The following is a 15871-nucleotide window of genomic DNA, read 5'->3' on the forward strand; positions in this document are numbered from 1 at the left end:
GGCCGTCGGCGTGAACCGGCGCGCATCGGTGTGTTGTCCTGTTGCGCGCCTGCGTTGCTTCGTGCCACCGTTTCCGACAGAACACCACACATTCATGGAACACTCTCCGACACGCCGCTCGCTGTTGCTCGCCGCCGTCGCCGTACCGTTCGTCGCCGCGTGCTCGTCGGCGCCCGTGGCCGACCAGGGGCGCGCCCACGCCGCGCAAGCCGATCTCGCCACGCTCGAAAAAGCCTCGAACGGCCGGCTCGGCGTCGCCGTGCTCGATACGTCGAACGGCACGCGCATCGCATATCACGCACGCGAGCGCTTCCCGCTGTGCGGTACCTATGCGGTTTCCGCCGCCGCCGCGATACTCGCGCGCGGCGCGCTCGACGCATCGCTGCTGCCGCGCCGCATCCTGTATCGCCGCTACGACGTCGTGGCCGGCTCGCCGGTGACGGAAAGCCACGTCGACACGGGGATGACGATCGCGCAGCTGTGCGTCGCGATGCTGCAGTCGGGCGACAAGGGCGCGGGCAACCTGCTGATGAACGTGCTCGGCGGCCCGCAGGCCGTGACCGCGTTCGCGCACGAGAGCGGCGACACCACGTTCCGCCTCGACCGCTGGGAACCCGAGCTGAACGAGGCCGCGCCGCACGACGTGCGCGATACGTCGACGCCGGTCGCGATGGTCGACATGATGAAGCGCCTGCTGCTCGGCGACACGCTGGGCGAGCCGCAGCGCGCGCAATTGACGGAGTGGCTGGCCGGCGGCGCGCGCGGCGCGACCGGGATCGCGGCCGGCGTGCCGTCCGGCTGGCGCATCGCGGACAAGGCCGGCAGCGGCGGCTACGGCACGACGACCGACGTGGCGGTGGTCTGGCCGCCGTCGCGCGCGCCGATCGTGATGGCCATCTCGTTCACGCAGCCGCGTGCCGATGCGGCCGCGCGTGCGGACGTCGTCGCGTCGGCCGCGCGCATCGCATCGCGCGCGCTCATCCCGGCGGCCTGAGCGCGCGGCACACCTCGCGCAAAGCCGGCGTTTGGCTTATCGTGTCGGACAGCGCGCGCCGGTGCCGGCGCGCGGTTTTTCGCGCGGCTCTCCGTTTACCCGCTTCGTCATGCGCCGACTTCCGCCCCTGCACGCGTTGCAGATCTTCTCGACGGTGGCCCGCCACCGCAGCTTCACGCGCGCGGCCGAGCAGCTGTGCCTCACGCAGGGCGCGGTGAGCCGGCAGATCCAGACGCTCGAGGCGCATTACGGTTTTCCGCTGTTCAAGCGCCATGCGAAGGGCCTCACGCTGACGGCGGAGGGCGAGCAATTGCTGCCGGTGGTCGACGAAAGCTTCGCACGGATCGAGGACATCTCGATGAAGCTCACGCGGCAGCGCACCGATCTCGCGCTGAAGGTGCCGACCTGCGTGATGCGCTGGATGCTGCCGCGCATCATGCGCTTCCAGGGCGAACATCCCGATCTCCACGTGCAGATCACGACCGCGTGGCAGCACGTCGTCGATTTCTCGACCGAGCCGTTCGATGCGGCGATCGTCTACGGCATGTCGCCGGGCGCGGGCGTATTCGCGCTGCCGCTGTTCGGCGAACGGCTGACGCCGGTATGCGCGCCCGAACTGCGGCAAGCGTCGCCGCTCAATGCGGTCGGCGATCTCGCGCGCCATACGCTGCTGCATCCGACGCGCGACCATCGCGACTGGCGCGCGTGGCTCGAACACGCGGGCGAGCGCGCGGTCGATGCGGAGCGCGGGCCGACCTTCGACACGCTCGATCTCGCGACCAACGCGGCGATGCAGGGCTTCGGCGTGGCGATCGGCGACGTGACGCTGGTCGACGACGATGTCAGCGCACGCCGGCTCGAGCGGCCCTTCGACATCGTGCTCGAAACGGGCGCACGCTACTTCTTCGTCTATCCCGAGAACATCGCCAGCCAGCAGAAGATCCGCGCGTTCAGCGACTGGATCGCCGCCCATCGCGACTGACGTGCGGCATCGCCGGCGCGTTTCACTGGTAAGTCACGACGGCGATCATCGGTGCATGAAGGTTGCCCGGGCGGTCAGGTAAAACGATTGCGCGCGAGGCCTGCGTAAAGGTCGTGGTCTTGATCGTACGCAGGCTCGCCGCGTCGACGAACGCAACTTGCCCGCTCGCCGGGCGCGGGCAGTCGGGGCGCACGCGCGCCTGCGCGGCGTCGGCCGTATCGAGCGCGAACGCGCACGGCGGCTCGACGATCATGCCGGTGAAGTGAATGATGCCGGACGTGCCGGCGGCAAATGAAGGGGACGAGGCCAGAAGCGCGGCAGCCAGGGCGAACGAGGCGGCAAACAGGCGATGCTTCATGACGGGCTCCAGAGAGGAAGCGCGTCGCAGCGGGGCCGCTCGAATGGCAGTCCGTCAACGCTGCGATGCTGAGTGCGTAAACGGCAACTTCATCGAACCTCTTGAATGGAACATCTCGAATAGTCTGGATCGGGCAATCGTACGGCGATTACCCGCTTCAATATATGACGAATCCGTGCGATCGCAATGCGGGTGAATACCGGGGGCGACAGGCTGTCGTGGCGCGCGGTGTCATTGATAGTCGAGCAGCACTTGCGCCGCGGCATGCACCGAGCCGCCGACGATCGTCGAACCGGTCTGCACGTACGCGGCACGCAGCGGAATCGCCGGCGAGCCGCCGGTGCGCGTGTCGTAACCCGCGACCGCGTACGACCGTTGCAACTGCAACGGGTTGCCCGTCGCGCCGTCGCTGACCTGCACGCCGATGCCGGCCGCGGTCGAATCCGGGCGCAACGCCAGCGTGCCGTTCGTGCCTGCGACGAAGCCATCGACCGGCGACAGCTGATAGCCGATCCGGTTGTAGCCGGCGGGGCACTGATTCAGCCGCAACAGGAAATCGGTCGAGCCGGCCGTCGAGCCGACGCCGTGGAACGTGTTTTGCGAAACGGTCGGCAGTGTGACGGTCTGGTCCGGTACCGAGCACGTCCCGTTGATGAAGCCGGTTTGCGCGGACAGATGGATGGCTGCCGTGGCTTCGGCGGCGCCCGACCGGTACACGATCTCGTAGTACTGCGTCATGCCCGCATCGGGCGTGGTGTCCCGTGGCGTGCGGCTGTCGCGGAACAGCTGGATCTCGGCCGTGCCGCGCAGCGTGGCCAACGTCGACGATGTGACCGGGCGGCCATCGACGAGCAGACGCGTCGACAGGCCGGGCACATTCGTTTCGAGGTCCGGGCCGGCAGCCTGCGCAGACGGTTGCCCGTTCGCATACAGCGACACGCGCACGATCTCGCACGTATCGTTGCCGCACAGTTGCGTCGGGGTGTAGTACTGGCGCGCGACGACCGTTCCGGTTGCCGTATTCGACGGAATGGCGATCGAACCCTGGCCGAACGCATGGAGCACGGTCGCGGCGGCGTGCGGTGACGCGAACGCGCAACCGGCCAGCAGCGATGCGGCGGCGACGGCCCGCCAGGACCGGCCGTGCGCGACTGGCGCATGCGAAGGCCGGGCCAGCGTGGAGCACGGCGAAGGCCGCGGAATCAGCGAAGTGGACATGTCAGGATCCTTGTGATGCGGTAGTCGGCACGGCGGCACAGACGCCGTCGATCTGCCGGATGCGCGCGGACGCGGCGCCGCGTTCGCGTACGGACAGCGCGTAGGCGATGCGGCAGGCCGTGCCGTCATCACCCCAGCGCACGGTCAGCGTGCCGGCCTCGGCGAGCCCGCGCGCGAGAATCTTGCTGGCCTGGCCGACGACGCCGACTTCGCGGCCGGCTTCGTCGTGGACCGCCGCGCCGAACGGCAGCGGCCGGCCGTCGTCCAGGCGCGCGCGAATCAGTGCCGCGCGGCCTGTCTCGGTCGCGAACCGGACGAGCGGCACCGCGCCCGCGCGCGGTGCGATCTGCCGGCTCGTTTCCTTCATGTCGACGTCCATCGACGTGCCTTTCGGGTCGATCGTGATCGTGTTGAGGCTGTACGGCGTCAGGTGCGGGACGATTGCATAGCCGCGACGGTCGATGCGTACGCCGGACGCGTTCGTGACGCGCGCGCCCGCCGCGCCCGGTGCCTCGACGATCGCGAACGTCTCGGACAGCGGTTGCGAGAACGTCAGGCCGCCGCCGTGCGCGACCATCGCGCCGCGCATGCCGATCGATCCTTGCCGGTAGTCGGAGCCGGCGCCGACGCTCGCACTGAACTCGGCTGCGCGCGAGCGATACGTGATGTTCGCGCCGCCGCCCGTCGCCGCGGGGCCGTTGCCTGCCGCGTGGTCGACGTTGACACCGTACGACAGCGCGTTGTCGGCGCCGTGCGTGCCCGACAGCGTCGACTGCATGCGCGTGCGGCCCTGCGAGTCGCGCGCGACGTTGGTGGACAGCGTGGCCGGCCGCATCTTGCCGAACGGCACCGTGACGCTCGCGTAATAGAGCGTGTTCGCATCGCCGCGGGTGCCGCGTTGCCGTGTCGCGGACAGGCTGTACGACACGTTCCGGTAGCTGTTGCTGTATGCAACCGAGTATTGCAGGTCGGAGCCGGGGCTGTTCCAGTAGCTGGCGACCGAGGCCGTCGCGTTGAGGCGGCCGCCTTTTTCGCCGAGGCGTTGCGCGAGCGTCAGCGACGCGCGGTGACGGTGGCGCCGGATCGAGTCGGTCGGGCGGCCGTCGCGCGCGGCATCGCGCACCTGCATGGCATCGTTGAGGCCGAAATAGCCGCCCGTCGAGTAGCGATAGGCGGCCAGCGAGATATCCGTGCCGGTGGGGACGAAGGACTTCGCGTAGCTGACGCGCACGCTCGAGCCGCTGCGCCGGCCGGCGCCCGGAATCGTGGTGGTTGCATGCGTCACGTCCGCGCCGATCGCGCCGACCGGCGTGTTCAGCACGCCGCCGAGCATCGCCGACAGGTAGCCGGCCGCGAGCGTGGCGCCGCCGTATGCGGTGATCGTGTCGGTCAGGCCGCGCTGGTAGGTGGCCTGCGCGAACAGCGGATGACGGGCGTCGCGCGCATCGCGCACCGTACCCGCGACGAAGCTGTAGCGGTGGATGCCGGGCCGCAGCGACAGCGGCACCGCCGCATACGGGACCGAGAACGTATGCACGGAGCCGTCCGCTTCCGTGACGGACACGTCGAGGTCGCCGCCATAGCCGGTCGGGTAGAGGTCGTCGATCTCGAAGTTGCCGGGCGCCACCGTCGTTTCGTAGATCGTCGTGCCGTTCTGGCGAACCCGGACCGTCGCATTGCTGTTGGCGATGCCGCGCACGACCGGCGCATAGCCGCGCAGCGAGTCGGGCAGCATCCGGTCGTCCGTCGCGAGCCGCACGCCGCGAAACTGCGTCGAATCGAACAACTCGCCGGACGTGTAGGTTTCGCCGATCACCAGTTGCGACGACAGTGCCGGCAGGTCGCGCTGCACGTAGGTCGACAGGTTCTGATAGCGTCGCTCGCCTTGCGACGACCACGAATACGAGCCGTCGTGCCGCAGATGCCAGTTGCCGACGTTCAGTCCGCCGTTCAGGCCGAGATAGCCGTGCGTGCGGGCGACCGCCCCGTGTTTCGACGTATAGACGTTCAGGTTGTAGCCGAGCATGCCGATCGGTACGCCGGCGCTCCATTGCCCGGGGTCGACATACCCGCGCGCCTGGCGTTCGAGCGACGCCTGCGGGATGCCGAGCGTCAGCGTCTGCCGCGTGAAATCGAACGTCGCGCTCGCCTCCGGGATCGCCTGGTCGACGCGCATGCATGCGTCGGGCGCCGCGAGCAGTTCGACGATGTCGGACGGCAGCTTGCGGAAGTCGATGCCGATCCGCTTGAGCTGCTCGCCGCTGAAGCACGGCTGCGCATCGGCGAAGCCGGGCACCGTGCGGAACGTGACGCGATGCCGGCCGGCCGGTGCGGCGCCGATCCACAGATCGACGCTGTAGACGCCGGGCGGCGTGACGTTGCGCTGTTCGAAGCGGGCGATGTCGAAGCCCTTGCCGACCCGGTTCGCGAGAAAGCCCGCATCGAACCGGACCGAGCCGACCGGTGCGGCGGCCGGTCGATCGGTCGACGACATCTGCGCGTGGCCGTCGCCGATCCATGCGGCGATGCTGCACATCACCAGCAGATGGATCGGTCGGGGGCGCGGCATGTCGGCCGCGACAGCGCGAGAATGTCGAGTTAATTTCATTCGCAGAACTGATTGGACGAGAGGGATCCTGCACCGCGTGTTGTGCAGCGCATGGCGTTCAGGGGCGTATCGGATGCCGGCGCATTACGTTCGGCCGGCGAAGCGGGGGCGCGCGAGACGCCCGGAGGGCGGCGTCAGCGGGTGGGCGACAGCGGAAGCTCGATGTCCTTCGTCGCGCCCCAGTCGTTGATGCCGCCGAACTCGACCGTCGCATCGGCGCCGGGCGTGCCGGCGAAGTTCTGGAGCGGGAAGCGGGCGGTTGCACGGGGCAGCACATAGCCGGCACCCGCTTCGTATTTGCCGCCGCCCGATTTCAGCCGGACGGTGCCGAAGTTGACGACGAACGGCGTCGGATTGACGGCTTCCAGCGCGGACTGGCCGTTGTCCGCCCGGACCACGCGCCAGGCAAGCTGCTTCGGCGCATCGCTTGCATTGCCCTGCAGCGCGGCAGGACGGTACATGACCTTGATGCGCGAGCGCACGGCCAGTTGAATGCGGTTACGCGAATCGGCTTCGTCGGCCTGCGGCGGAATATCGAGCACGTTCAGCCAGAACAGCGATTCGCGGTCGGCGGGTAGCGCCTCGCCGGTGTGGATCAGGCGCAGGGTTTGCCCGTTGCCAGGCTCCATCCGGAACATCGCGGGCGTGAGTGTGAACGGCACGTCGACTGTTTCGGGCGACGCGTGACGATCGCCGTCGTCGAGCCACGCCTGCACCAGCGCCGGACGCTTCGCGTCGTTCGTCAGCTGGACGGTGACTTCGTCTTCGTTACCGGGGAATACCACGCGCGTACCGGAGATCACGACGCCGGCTTGCGCCTGCATCGTGCACAACACGGCGGCGACAGCCGTCAGAGGAATGCGTTTCAACCATTTCATGGGCATGTTGCGTAGTGGAGGGAGAGGCCGCCCGCGCCAGGATCGCATCGCGCGGGCGGGGGGACGTGCCGCGGGCACCCGGCGCCGGGCCGGGTGCCCGAGCGGGCTTAGTTGTACATCAGCGAATATTCGATGCGCGAGCGTGCATCGCCTGCCTTGACGTCGCCTTCCGCGTAGTACTCGGTGAAGTAGTCGATCTTCGCGGTGCCGTCGGCGGCGATGTCGACGGACTTCGTGTTCGCGCCCGTTTGAGCGCCGAGCGGAATGCGGTTCATGTCCGAATCGAGCACGTTGAGCTGGACGCCGCTGGCGGCGTTGTCGCCCTGGTCCAGGTTCAGGCGGCCCGATGCGGCGTCGACGTTGCCGCTGTTCTCGAACAGCACCGCGACCGTCGCCGGATTGCCGTCGCCGACCGTGCAACCGCTGAGCGACAGCGAGAACGGCGTGCGGCCGGCCACGCTGCCGACTTCCGGCAGTGCGTTCGCGCTCACCGGCGGCAGGCCGATGCCGAGATCGTCGTCGTCGACGGAACAGGTCGTCGGGACGATCTTGCCGTAGAACGAAACCTGGCCGTCGGCTGCATGGGCGGACGTCGCGGCGAGGAAGCCGGCGGACAGCAGGAGCAGGGAAGCGATGCTTGCGCGATGGGTGAATTTCTTCATGGTTGGGTCTCCATCAAAGGAAGTTGGGACGCATCCGCGTAGGTGAAGTCGTGCGTCCGAAAGTATTTTGTAATATTTGGGCGATTTGATTAATAGAACGAGAACGAACTCGATCGATCTTCATATGGGACGAGTACGAAACGATGGTTGCGCGTGCGGGCAATGCGCAGTTCGGGGGGAAGCGGACGGCGTGCGGGATGCGAAGCGGGGGCTTGAGGCCGGTGGTGAGCGCAATCCGCGGATGACGTGGGCATCCGTACGCGGAGGCGGTGTCGTTCGATGGCGGTCGAACGGCGGACGACCTGATCGGGAAGGTCGCTAAGCGTGCTGCGGCGCGTGGCGCGCGTCGCGAGAAACGGCGCCGCCTGAAACGAAAACGGCCGCTCGATGACGAGCGGCCGTTGCGACGAGAGCGAGTGGCGAGGTCAGCCTGCGCGCTTGCGCACCGCGCCGACGATGACGAGCAGCACGATCGCGCCGATGATCGATGCGATCCAGCCGGCGCCCTGGCCCGGTGCGTACCAGCCGGCGGCGCGGCCGATGTAGCCCGCGACGAGCGAGCCGACGACGCCGAGCACGATGGTCATCAGGATGCCCATCTTGTCGTCGCCGGGCTTGAGTGCGCGTGCGAGGAGGCCGACGATGAGCCCGACCACCAGGGTTTCGATGAATTGCAGCATGAACGCCTCCCTAGAGTTGTTGACGAAAGGAAGTGGACTCGTGCGGCGCACGAGGGTTCCGTGGTACAGCGATCCGGTGCGACGCGTGCGGAGTATCGCACGCCCGTGCGTCATGCAAATGTCAGGAAACCGGATCGAGCCGGCGGTAGCCTTCGGTCGCGCGCAGCAGCGTGCGCGTGTAGTCGCGTGCGACCTGTCCGGCGCGCACGTCCTCGATGCGCAGTTGCTCGACGATCTCGCCGTGCTGCATCACCGCGACGCGCTGGCACAGGAAGCCGATCACCGCGAGGTTGTGGCTGACGAGAATCATCGTCAGGTTGCGTTCGCGATGCAGGCGGCGCAGCAGGTTCAGGATCTCCGCCTGCACCGACACGTCGAGCGCGGAGGTCGGCTCGTCGAGCAGCAGCACGCGCGGCTCGACGATCAGCGCGCGTGCGATCGCGACACGCTGGCGCTGGCCGCCCGACAATTGGTGCGGGTAGCGGAAGCGGAACGTCGGGCCGAGCCCGACTTCGGACAGCGCGCGGGCGATGCGCGCGTCGGCGTCGTCGATCCGATGGATCGACAGCGGCTCGCGCAGCGTCTGGTCGACCGTGAAGCGCGGATGCAGCGACGCGTACGGATCCTGGAACACCATCTGCACGTGGCGGCGAAACGCGCGCTCGAGCGTGCCGCCGACCGGCCGGCCGTCGATCGACAGGCTGCCGCCCGCGAGCGGCACGAGGCCCGTCAGCGCGCGCAGCAGCGTCGACTTGCCCGAGCCCGACTCGCCGACGAGCCCGAACACTTCGCCGTCGCGCACCGCGAAGCTCGCATCGCGCACGGCGTCGACATGGCCCGTGCGGGTCGGAAAACGGATCGAGACGTGATCGACGTCGATCATCGTGCGGCCTCCTGCGGTTTGGCCGGCGCGGCTGCGGGCGGCGCGGCGTCGAGCCACGCCGGATCGCGCCGCAGCACCGGCAATTCGTCGGGCGGGTTCGCGAGCGGCGGATTCGCCGCGAGCAGCCCGCGCGTATAGGGATGCGTCGCGTGGCGCAGGTCGCGCGCGGCGCAGGTCTCGACCACGCGGCCCGCATACATCACCGCGACGCGATCGCAGAACGACATCACGAGCGGCAGGTCGTGGCTGATGAACATCAGGCCCGTGCCGTGCCGCGCGATCATCGCGTCGAGCACCGCGAGCACCTGCATCGATACCGCGACGTCGAGCGCGGACGTCGGTTCGTCCGCGATCAGGAGGCGCGGGCCGGTCGACACCATCATCGCGATCATCACGCGCTGGCCCATGCCGCCGGACAGTTCGTGCGGGTACGCATCGGCGACACGCGCCGGATCGCGAATCTGCACGGCCGCGAGCGCATCGACGATCCGCTCGCGCAACGCGCGGCCGCGCAGCCCCGGCTCGTGCAGGCGGAACGCTTCGCCCATCTGCTTCGCGACGCTCATGACCGGGTTCAGCGAATACTTCGGGTCCTGCAGGATCATGCCCATCTGGCTGCCGCACAGGCGGCGGCGCTCGCGCGGCGACAGCGCGAGCAGGTCGTGGCCCGCGAAGCGCATCGTGCGCGCCGACCAGCGCGCGGCTTCGGGCAGCAGCCCGAGCAGCGCGCGGCCCGTCAGCGATTTGCCGGAGCCGGATTCGCCGACGATGCCGAGCCGTTCGCCGGGCGCGAGCGTCAGCGACAGGTCGCGCACCGCGTCGGTGACGACGCCGTCGTGCCGGCGAAAGCCGATCTTCAGGCCGTCGATCTCGCAAAGCGGCGCGGATGCATGGACGGAATTCACGGGCATGTCACGCTCCATGGCGGGGATCGAAGACGTCGCGCAGCCCGTCGCCGAGCAGGTTGAACGCGAGACTGACGAGCAGGATCGCCACGCCGGGCAGCGTCGCGACCCACCACGCGTCGAGCAGCACGTTGCGGCCCGACGCGACCATGAAGCCCCATTCGGGGCTGGGCGGCTGCGCGCCGAGGCCGAGGAAACCCAGGCCCGCGACGGTCAGGATGATGCCGGCCATGTCGAGCGTCGCGCGCACGATCACCGACGACATGCAGAGCGGCATGATGTAGCGCAGCAGGATGCGCGGGCCCGACGCGCCTTGCAGCCGCGCCGCGTGAATGTAGTCGGCCTGCGCGATGCGGATCGTCTCCGCGCGTGCGAGCCGCGCATACGCGGGCCACGCGGTGATCGAGATCGCGACGACCGCGTTGATCACGCCCGGCCCGAGCGCAGCGGCGAACGCGAGCGCGAGCACGATCTTCGGGAACGCGAGCGCGATGTCGGTGAAGCGCATCAGCACGCTGTCGACGAAGCCGCCGCAATAGCCGGCCGTGGTGCCGATCAGCAGGCCGATCGGCACGACGATCACGACGACGAGCAGCGCGATGCCGAGCGTGAGCCGCGAGCCGGCGATCATCCGGGAGAGGATGTCGCGGCCGAGCTGGTCGGTGCCGAGCCAGTGCGACGGCGAGCCGGGCGGCAGCAGGCGGTCGGGCAGCACCTGGTGCAGCGGATCGTGCGGCATGATCAGCGGGCCGACGATCGCGACGACGATCAGCGCGACCAGGATCGCGAGCCCGAACAGGTTGAGCGGATTGACGGCGAAACGGCGCCAGCGGCGATACGCGAGGCCGAACGCGGCCTGCGAGCGCGATGCGGGCGCATCGGAGAGAAGCCACGCACGCAGCGTGAGACGCTCGGCATTCACGATTGGGCGACCTTCGGCATGGACGATGAAAGAAGAACGATGGAAACGGTCATGTCGAAGGGCCCCTCAGCGTGCGCGCGGATCGAACACGCGGTATAGCGCGTCGGTCAGCAGGTTGACGGTGATGAACATCGCGCCGATCACGAGCGTCGCGCCGAGCACCGCGTTCATGTCGGCGTTCAGCAGCGCGCCCGTCAGGTACGAGCCGATCCCCGGCCAGGCGAACACGATCTCGGTCAGCACGGACCCTTCGAGCAGGTTGCTGTAGGTGAGGGCGATCACGGTCAGCAGCGGCACCGCGATGTTGCCGAACGCGTGCCGCCAGATCACGCGGCGCTCGGACATGCCCTTCGCGCGCGCGGTGACGATGTATTCCTGGCTCAGTTGGTCGAGCATGAACGAGCGGGTCATCCGGCTCAGGTAGGCCACCGAGTAGTAGCCGAGGATCGCGGCCGGCAGCGCGATATGCGACACCGCGTTGCGGAACACGTCCCACTCGCCGGCGAGCGCCGAGTCGATCAGCAGGCTGCCGGTGTGCGTGTCGACCATCCCGTCGTACGCGGGGTCGAGCCGGCCGGGGCCGGCGACCCAGTGCAGCCGCGCATAGAACAGCAGCAGCCCCATCAGCCCGAGCCAGAACACCGGCACGGAATTGCCGATCAGCCCGACGAAGCGCGCGACGTGGTCGATCGGCCGGTTGTGCTTGACCGCGGCCACGACGCCGAGCGGCACGCCGATCGCGATGCCGATCAGGGTCGCGATCGACGCGAGTTCGAGCGTGGCCGGGAACACGCGCCTGATGTCGTCGAGCACCGGGTTCGACGTCAGCAGCGACATGCCGAGATTGCCGTGCAGCACGTCGCGCGCGTAAATCAGGAATTGCGTGACGAGCGGCTTGTCTAGGCCGAGCGCGATGCGTTCGGCCGCGTACGCCTCGGCCGACGCACGATCGCCGAGGATCGCGAGCACGGGATCGATCGGCACCTTGCGGCCGATCACGAACGTCAGCGCGAGCAGGCCCGCGAACGTGACGGCGAGCGTGAGCACCCAGCGCAGCACGCGCAGCGCCCAGCGTACGGCCGGGCGCCGCGCGGGCAGCGTGCGCAGCGCTTCGAGGGAGGAGGCGGGAGTCGACATGCGGTGAATCTTATTGCTTCTTCAGGTTGCGGTACGACACGAGATCGTTGATCGGTCCGACTTCGAGCCCGCTCACGCCGGGCCGCGTCGCGACCTGCGCGACTTTCTCGAACATGATCACGAACGGCGAGCGCGCGAGCATTTCCTTCTGCATCGCCTGATACAGCTGCGCGCGCTTCGCGGCCGTCGGTTCGGCGAGCGCGGTGTCGGTTTCCTTCGTCAGTTGCGGGATGTCCCAGCTGTTGCGCCAGGCCAGCATTTTATAGCTCGACTTGTCGGAGTTGTCGGGGTTCCAGGCAAAACCCTGCGCGTTGCTGTGCGGGTCGATGTAGTCGGCCGACCATTCGCCGATATAGATGTCGTGCTGGCGCGCGCGGTATTTCGCGAGCGTCTGCTTGTTGTCGCCCGGAATCAGCTGCACCTTGACGCCGGCTTGCGCGAAGTTCGCCTGCACGGCCTGCGCGATCTCCGTGTACGGATAGTCGTTGCGCACGTCCATCGTCACCGAAAAGCCGTTGGGCACGCCGGCCTTCGCGAGCAGCGCCTTCGCCTTCGCGACGTCGAGCTTGTACGGATTCGCATTCAGCGTGCCGAGGAAGCCTTCGGGCAGGAAGGTCTGGTGCACCTTGTAGGTCGTCTTCACGACGTTGGCCTGGATGCCCGAATAGTCGACCAGCCACTTCAGCGCTTCCTGCACGTCGGGCTTCGCGAGCGTCGGGTTCTTCGTGTTCAGCCCGAGGTACAGCAGCGTCGCCTGCGGCGACGCCGTGACCTTCGCCTTGCCGGATTTCACGACCGAGGCGAGATCGTCGGGGCTCAGGTCGCGCGCGGCGTCGACATCGCCGTTCTCCAGCAGCAGGCGCTGGCTTGCCGCTTCGGGCACGTGGCGCAGCACGATGCGTTTCATCGCGAGCGGCAGCCGGTAGCCGTCGAAACGCTGCAGCACGATGCTGTCGCCGGCGGTCCACTTGACGAGCTTGTACGCGCCGGAGCCGGCCTCGTTGGTCTTCAGCCATGCGTTGCCGAAGTCGTTGCCCTGCTGGTGCGACAGCAGCAGCTTCCTGTCGACCACCGACGCGGGCCACGAGCCGAGCACGTTCAGCACGAAGGTCGGCGCGTATTTGTGGTCGGTCGTGACCGACACCGTCAGGTCGTCGAGCTTCTTCACGTTCGCGGCGACGTTCGCCTTCGTGAGGCCGATGCCGGTCAGCACGGCAGCCGGGCCCTTGTCGAGCAGCACCGCGCGCTGGATCGACCATGCGACGTCGTCGGCCGTCAGCGGATTGCCCGAGTGGAACTTCAGGCCCGGGCGCAGCTTGAACGTGTACGTCAGCCCGTCGGGGCTCACCGTCCACGACTGCGCGACGTCGCCGTTGAATTTCGACGGATCGCGCAGGTCGACGCGCACGAGCCGGTCGTACGTGTTCGCGACGTATTCCTCCGGCACCAGTTCGTAGATCTCGCCCGGATCGAGCGTCGTGAACTCGTCGAGCAGCGTGGCCATCACGAACATGTCCTTCGGCGTTTCCGCGTGCGCGGCGGAAAGCGGGGCGGCGGCGAGAACGGACGCGGCGGCCAGCGCCGCGACGAGCCGGGAGGTCAGGGGTTTCATGTGCGCTTCTCCAGTGGTCGTTGAAGTCGTTGTACGTGAACGGTGAAGGGGGCGTGCATCGTCGTTACATCAGGCGCCACGGGCCGCTCGCCGCGTTGTCGATCTGCGGCAGCGCGCGCGAGCCGGGCAGCTCGTAGTGCCACCACTCGCTGTCGATATGCGCGAAGCCGGCCGCGTGCATCACGCCGAGCAGCAGCAGGCGGTTGCGTTGCACGGCGTCGGGCAGCCCCGCGTGGAAATGGCCCGATGCGGCCACCATCTCGTCGAAACCGGTGCCCATGTCGAGCGGTTCGCCGTCAGCGCCCACCAGCGTCAGGTCGAGCGCGGTGCCGCGGCTGTGATTCGAGCCGCGGCCGAGATCGGCGACGAAGTTCGGATCGGGCAGGAAATCCCATAGCATCTGCTGCGCCTGCGGCGGCCGGTATGCGTCGTAGATGCGCAGCGTGAAGCCGGCCTGCGCGGCGACGCCGACCGCGCGGCGCAGCGCGGCTTCGGCCGGTTCGAGCAGCAGGCAATGGGCGTGGCGGTAGATCGGCTTGCCGGTCAGGTTGCGCTCGGTCGCATAGACGAGATCGATGTCGACGCGATGCGTCGCGGGCGTGATTTCGACGAGGCGGTGATGGGTCATCGGCGGTCCGGGTTCGCTCAGGATTCGAATTGGTCGAACGTGTGCTGCAGTTCGCGGTTGCGCGCGACACGTCGGTCGATCGCGGGGCCGAGGCGGTCGACCACGGCGGTGATCAGCAGGTTGAACAGGCAGGTGAGCGGCGCGAGCGAATCCCAGAACTGGCCGACGTCGGTCTTCACCTGCAACAGGTCGGCCGGCCATTCGCGCGCCCACGGGCAGTAGAGGTCGGTGACCAGCGCGAACGGCTGCCCGCGCTCGGCGGCCGCCTGGCAATAGCGGCGCGCGCTGCGCGAATACGCGCGCGTATCGGTGACGATGCAGTACGGCCGCTCGAACTCGGAATTCAGCGAATCGACGTACGAGCCCGATTGCCCGTCGGAATAGAACACGCGCGGGCGCAGATATTCGAGATAACTGCTGAACGCATTGCTGATACCGCGGGTCGACTGGATGCCGAGGATGAACACCGCGTCGGCCTGCGCGATCCGGTCCGCGACCTGCGCGAACACCGGTTCTTCGGCGAGCCGGTACACGTGACGGATCGCCTCGAGTTCGCGCTCGAGCGACGACGCGAGCGTGCCGTCGCCGTGGATGTTGTCGGCGGCGCTCGCGAGCGTGCCGGTCGTGCGCCGATATTCGTCGAGACGATCGGTGATCATCCACGGACGGTCGCTGCCGCCGCGCAGTTCGCGTTTCAGGTCGTCGAGGTTCCGGTAGCCGACGCTGCGCAGGAAGCGTCCGACCGAGATGCCGCTGGTGCCGGTCTGTTGCGCGATCTGGTCGGCCGTTTCGAGTCCGAGCCGGTCGAGGTTCGCGAGCATGTAGCTCGCGATGCGCTTCGCGGTCGGCGTCAGCTCGGCAAAGCGGGATTCGACGGTATGGGCGAACGCGCAGGTCATCGGGCTGTTAGATCGTTGTCATCGGATGAATCGGTGTCATCCATCTAACAAAGCCAAAATCATCTGCGCCAGCAGATAAAAACTATGGTTTGGCGGAGGGTGATAGGTTGGCGGGTATGTTCAACGACAGGATCATGCGATGCGGCAGCGACAATTATGTCTGTCAGGCATATTTTGCATTTATCTCTGACAGGAATAATTTGCATTTATGTCTGTCAGAGATATACTGCATTGATTACCTACTGGACCCATACCGTGAATCTTATCGTCAATACTCCCGGTCAACTGGGTGAAATCCTGTCGTCCGCGCGTCAGGCCAAGGGGCTGACGCAAGCCGAGGCGGCGATGCGCATCGGCGTCGGCCAGTCGCGCCTGTCGTCGCTCGAGAGCATGCGCACCGAAAGCCTGTCGCTTCGCCAACTGCTCGAATTGACCGCGCTGTACGGCCTCGAACTCAGCATCCGAACGAAGGACGGGCGCGACGCTGCCGACGTCGAGTGGTGAG

General features: G+C 67.9%; 16 protein-coding genes. 3 read left to right on the top strand and 13 right to left on the bottom strand.

Annotated elements, in window-relative coordinates; all coding sequences use genetic code 11:
* The first annotated feature begins 94 nt into the window (after nt 1-94).
* Both bla and BME24068_RS12625 read left to right on the top strand, forming a co-directional pair.
* A complete protein-coding gene (gene bla, locus BME24068_RS12620; RefSeq protein WP_174926260.1) occupies nt 95-994 on the top strand; it encodes a class A beta-lactamase in 900 nt (299 codons plus the stop codon).
* Nucleotides 995-1103: 109 nt separating this feature from the next.
* On the top strand, nt 1104-1976 hold the full coding sequence (locus BME24068_RS12625) for a LysR substrate-binding domain-containing protein (protein WP_174926261.1): 873 nt from the start codon (nt 1104-1106) through the stop codon (nt 1974-1976).
* Between the two features lie 22 nt (nt 1977-1998).
* Here the strand turns inward: BME24068_RS12625 and BME24068_RS12630 are convergent, their stop codons facing one another.
* The 13 genes from BME24068_RS12630 to sapR form a co-directional block, all read right to left on the bottom strand.
* Entirely contained in the window at nt 1999-2334 is a 336-nt protein-coding gene (locus BME24068_RS12630) for a hypothetical protein (protein WP_096499880.1), read from the bottom strand.
* A 231-nt stretch (nt 2335-2565) separates the two neighbouring features.
* A complete protein-coding gene (locus BME24068_RS12635; protein ID WP_174926262.1) occupies nt 2566-3552 on the bottom strand; it encodes a fimbrial protein in 987 nt (328 codons plus the stop codon).
* A 1-nt stretch (nt 3553) separates the two neighbouring features.
* The gene (locus BME24068_RS12640; RefSeq protein ID WP_174926263.1) at nt 3554-6160 is read right to left on the bottom strand and encodes a fimbria/pilus outer membrane usher protein; all 2607 of its coding nucleotides are present in this window, start codon (nt 6158-6160) and stop codon (nt 3554-3556) included.
* A gap of 134 nt (nt 6161-6294) precedes the next feature.
* A complete protein-coding gene (locus tag BME24068_RS12645) occupies nt 6295-7038 on the bottom strand; it encodes a fimbrial biogenesis chaperone (RefSeq protein WP_174926264.1) in 744 nt (247 codons plus the stop codon).
* Nucleotides 7039-7145: 107 nt separating this feature from the next.
* Nucleotides 7146-7700: a fimbrial protein gene (locus BME24068_RS12650; RefSeq protein ID WP_174926265.1), complete on the bottom strand. Its 555-nt coding sequence runs from the start codon at nt 7698-7700 to the stop codon at nt 7146-7148.
* A gap of 425 nt (nt 7701-8125) precedes the next feature.
* Entirely contained in the window at nt 8126-8380 is a 255-nt protein-coding gene (locus BME24068_RS12655) for a GlsB/YeaQ/YmgE family stress response membrane protein (RefSeq protein WP_174926266.1), read from the bottom strand.
* Nucleotides 8381-8501: 121 nt separating this feature from the next.
* Nucleotides 8502-9263 (bottom strand): ABC transporter ATP-binding protein, encoded by a 762-nt coding sequence (locus BME24068_RS12660; RefSeq protein ID WP_174926267.1) that lies wholly within the window; start codon nt 9261-9263, stop codon nt 8502-8504.
* Entirely contained in the window at nt 9260-10174 is a 915-nt protein-coding gene (locus BME24068_RS12665) for an ABC transporter ATP-binding protein (protein WP_174926268.1), read from the bottom strand. Before BME24068_RS12665 ends, BME24068_RS12660 begins: the two co-directional genes overlap by 4 nt.
* A 1-nt stretch (nt 10175) precedes the next feature.
* Complete coding sequence (gene nikC / locus BME24068_RS12670) at nt 10176-11090, bottom strand: nickel transporter permease (RefSeq protein ID WP_162826184.1); 915 nt, start codon at nt 11088-11090, stop codon at nt 10176-10178.
* Between the two features lie 66 nt (nt 11091-11156).
* Nucleotides 11157-12227: an ABC transporter permease gene (locus tag BME24068_RS12675; protein ID WP_174926269.1), complete on the bottom strand. Its 1071-nt coding sequence runs from the start codon at nt 12225-12227 to the stop codon at nt 11157-11159.
* A 10-nt stretch (nt 12228-12237) separates the two neighbouring features.
* Nucleotides 12238-13839: an ABC transporter substrate-binding protein gene (locus BME24068_RS12680; RefSeq protein WP_174926270.1), complete on the bottom strand. Its 1602-nt coding sequence runs from the start codon at nt 13837-13839 to the stop codon at nt 12238-12240.
* A gap of 64 nt (nt 13840-13903) precedes the next feature.
* Nucleotides 13904-14467, bottom strand: coding sequence for a D-alanyl-D-alanine dipeptidase (gene ddpX / locus BME24068_RS12685; protein ID WP_174926271.1), 564 nt, complete (start codon nt 14465-14467; stop codon nt 13904-13906).
* 17 nt (nt 14468-14484) lie between these two features.
* Nucleotides 14485-15366, bottom strand: a complete 882-nt coding sequence (gene sapR, locus BME24068_RS12690; protein WP_096499857.1) for a sap1 transcriptional regulator SapR — start codon at nt 15364-15366, stop codon at nt 14485-14487.
* A gap of 255 nt (nt 15367-15621) precedes the next feature.
* Here sapR and BME24068_RS12695 point away from each other — a divergent pair, with 255 nt between their 5' ends.
* Nucleotides 15622-15870 carry a helix-turn-helix domain-containing protein gene (locus BME24068_RS12695; RefSeq protein WP_098552932.1) on the top strand — a complete coding sequence of 83 codons (249 nt, stop codon included), beginning with the start codon at nt 15622-15624 and terminating at the stop codon, nt 15868-15870.
* Nucleotide 15871 lies beyond the last annotated feature (1 nt).

This window comes from Burkholderia anthina (assembly GCF_902498995.1).
Classification (GTDB): domain Bacteria; phylum Pseudomonadota; class Gammaproteobacteria; order Burkholderiales; family Burkholderiaceae; genus Burkholderia; species Burkholderia anthina.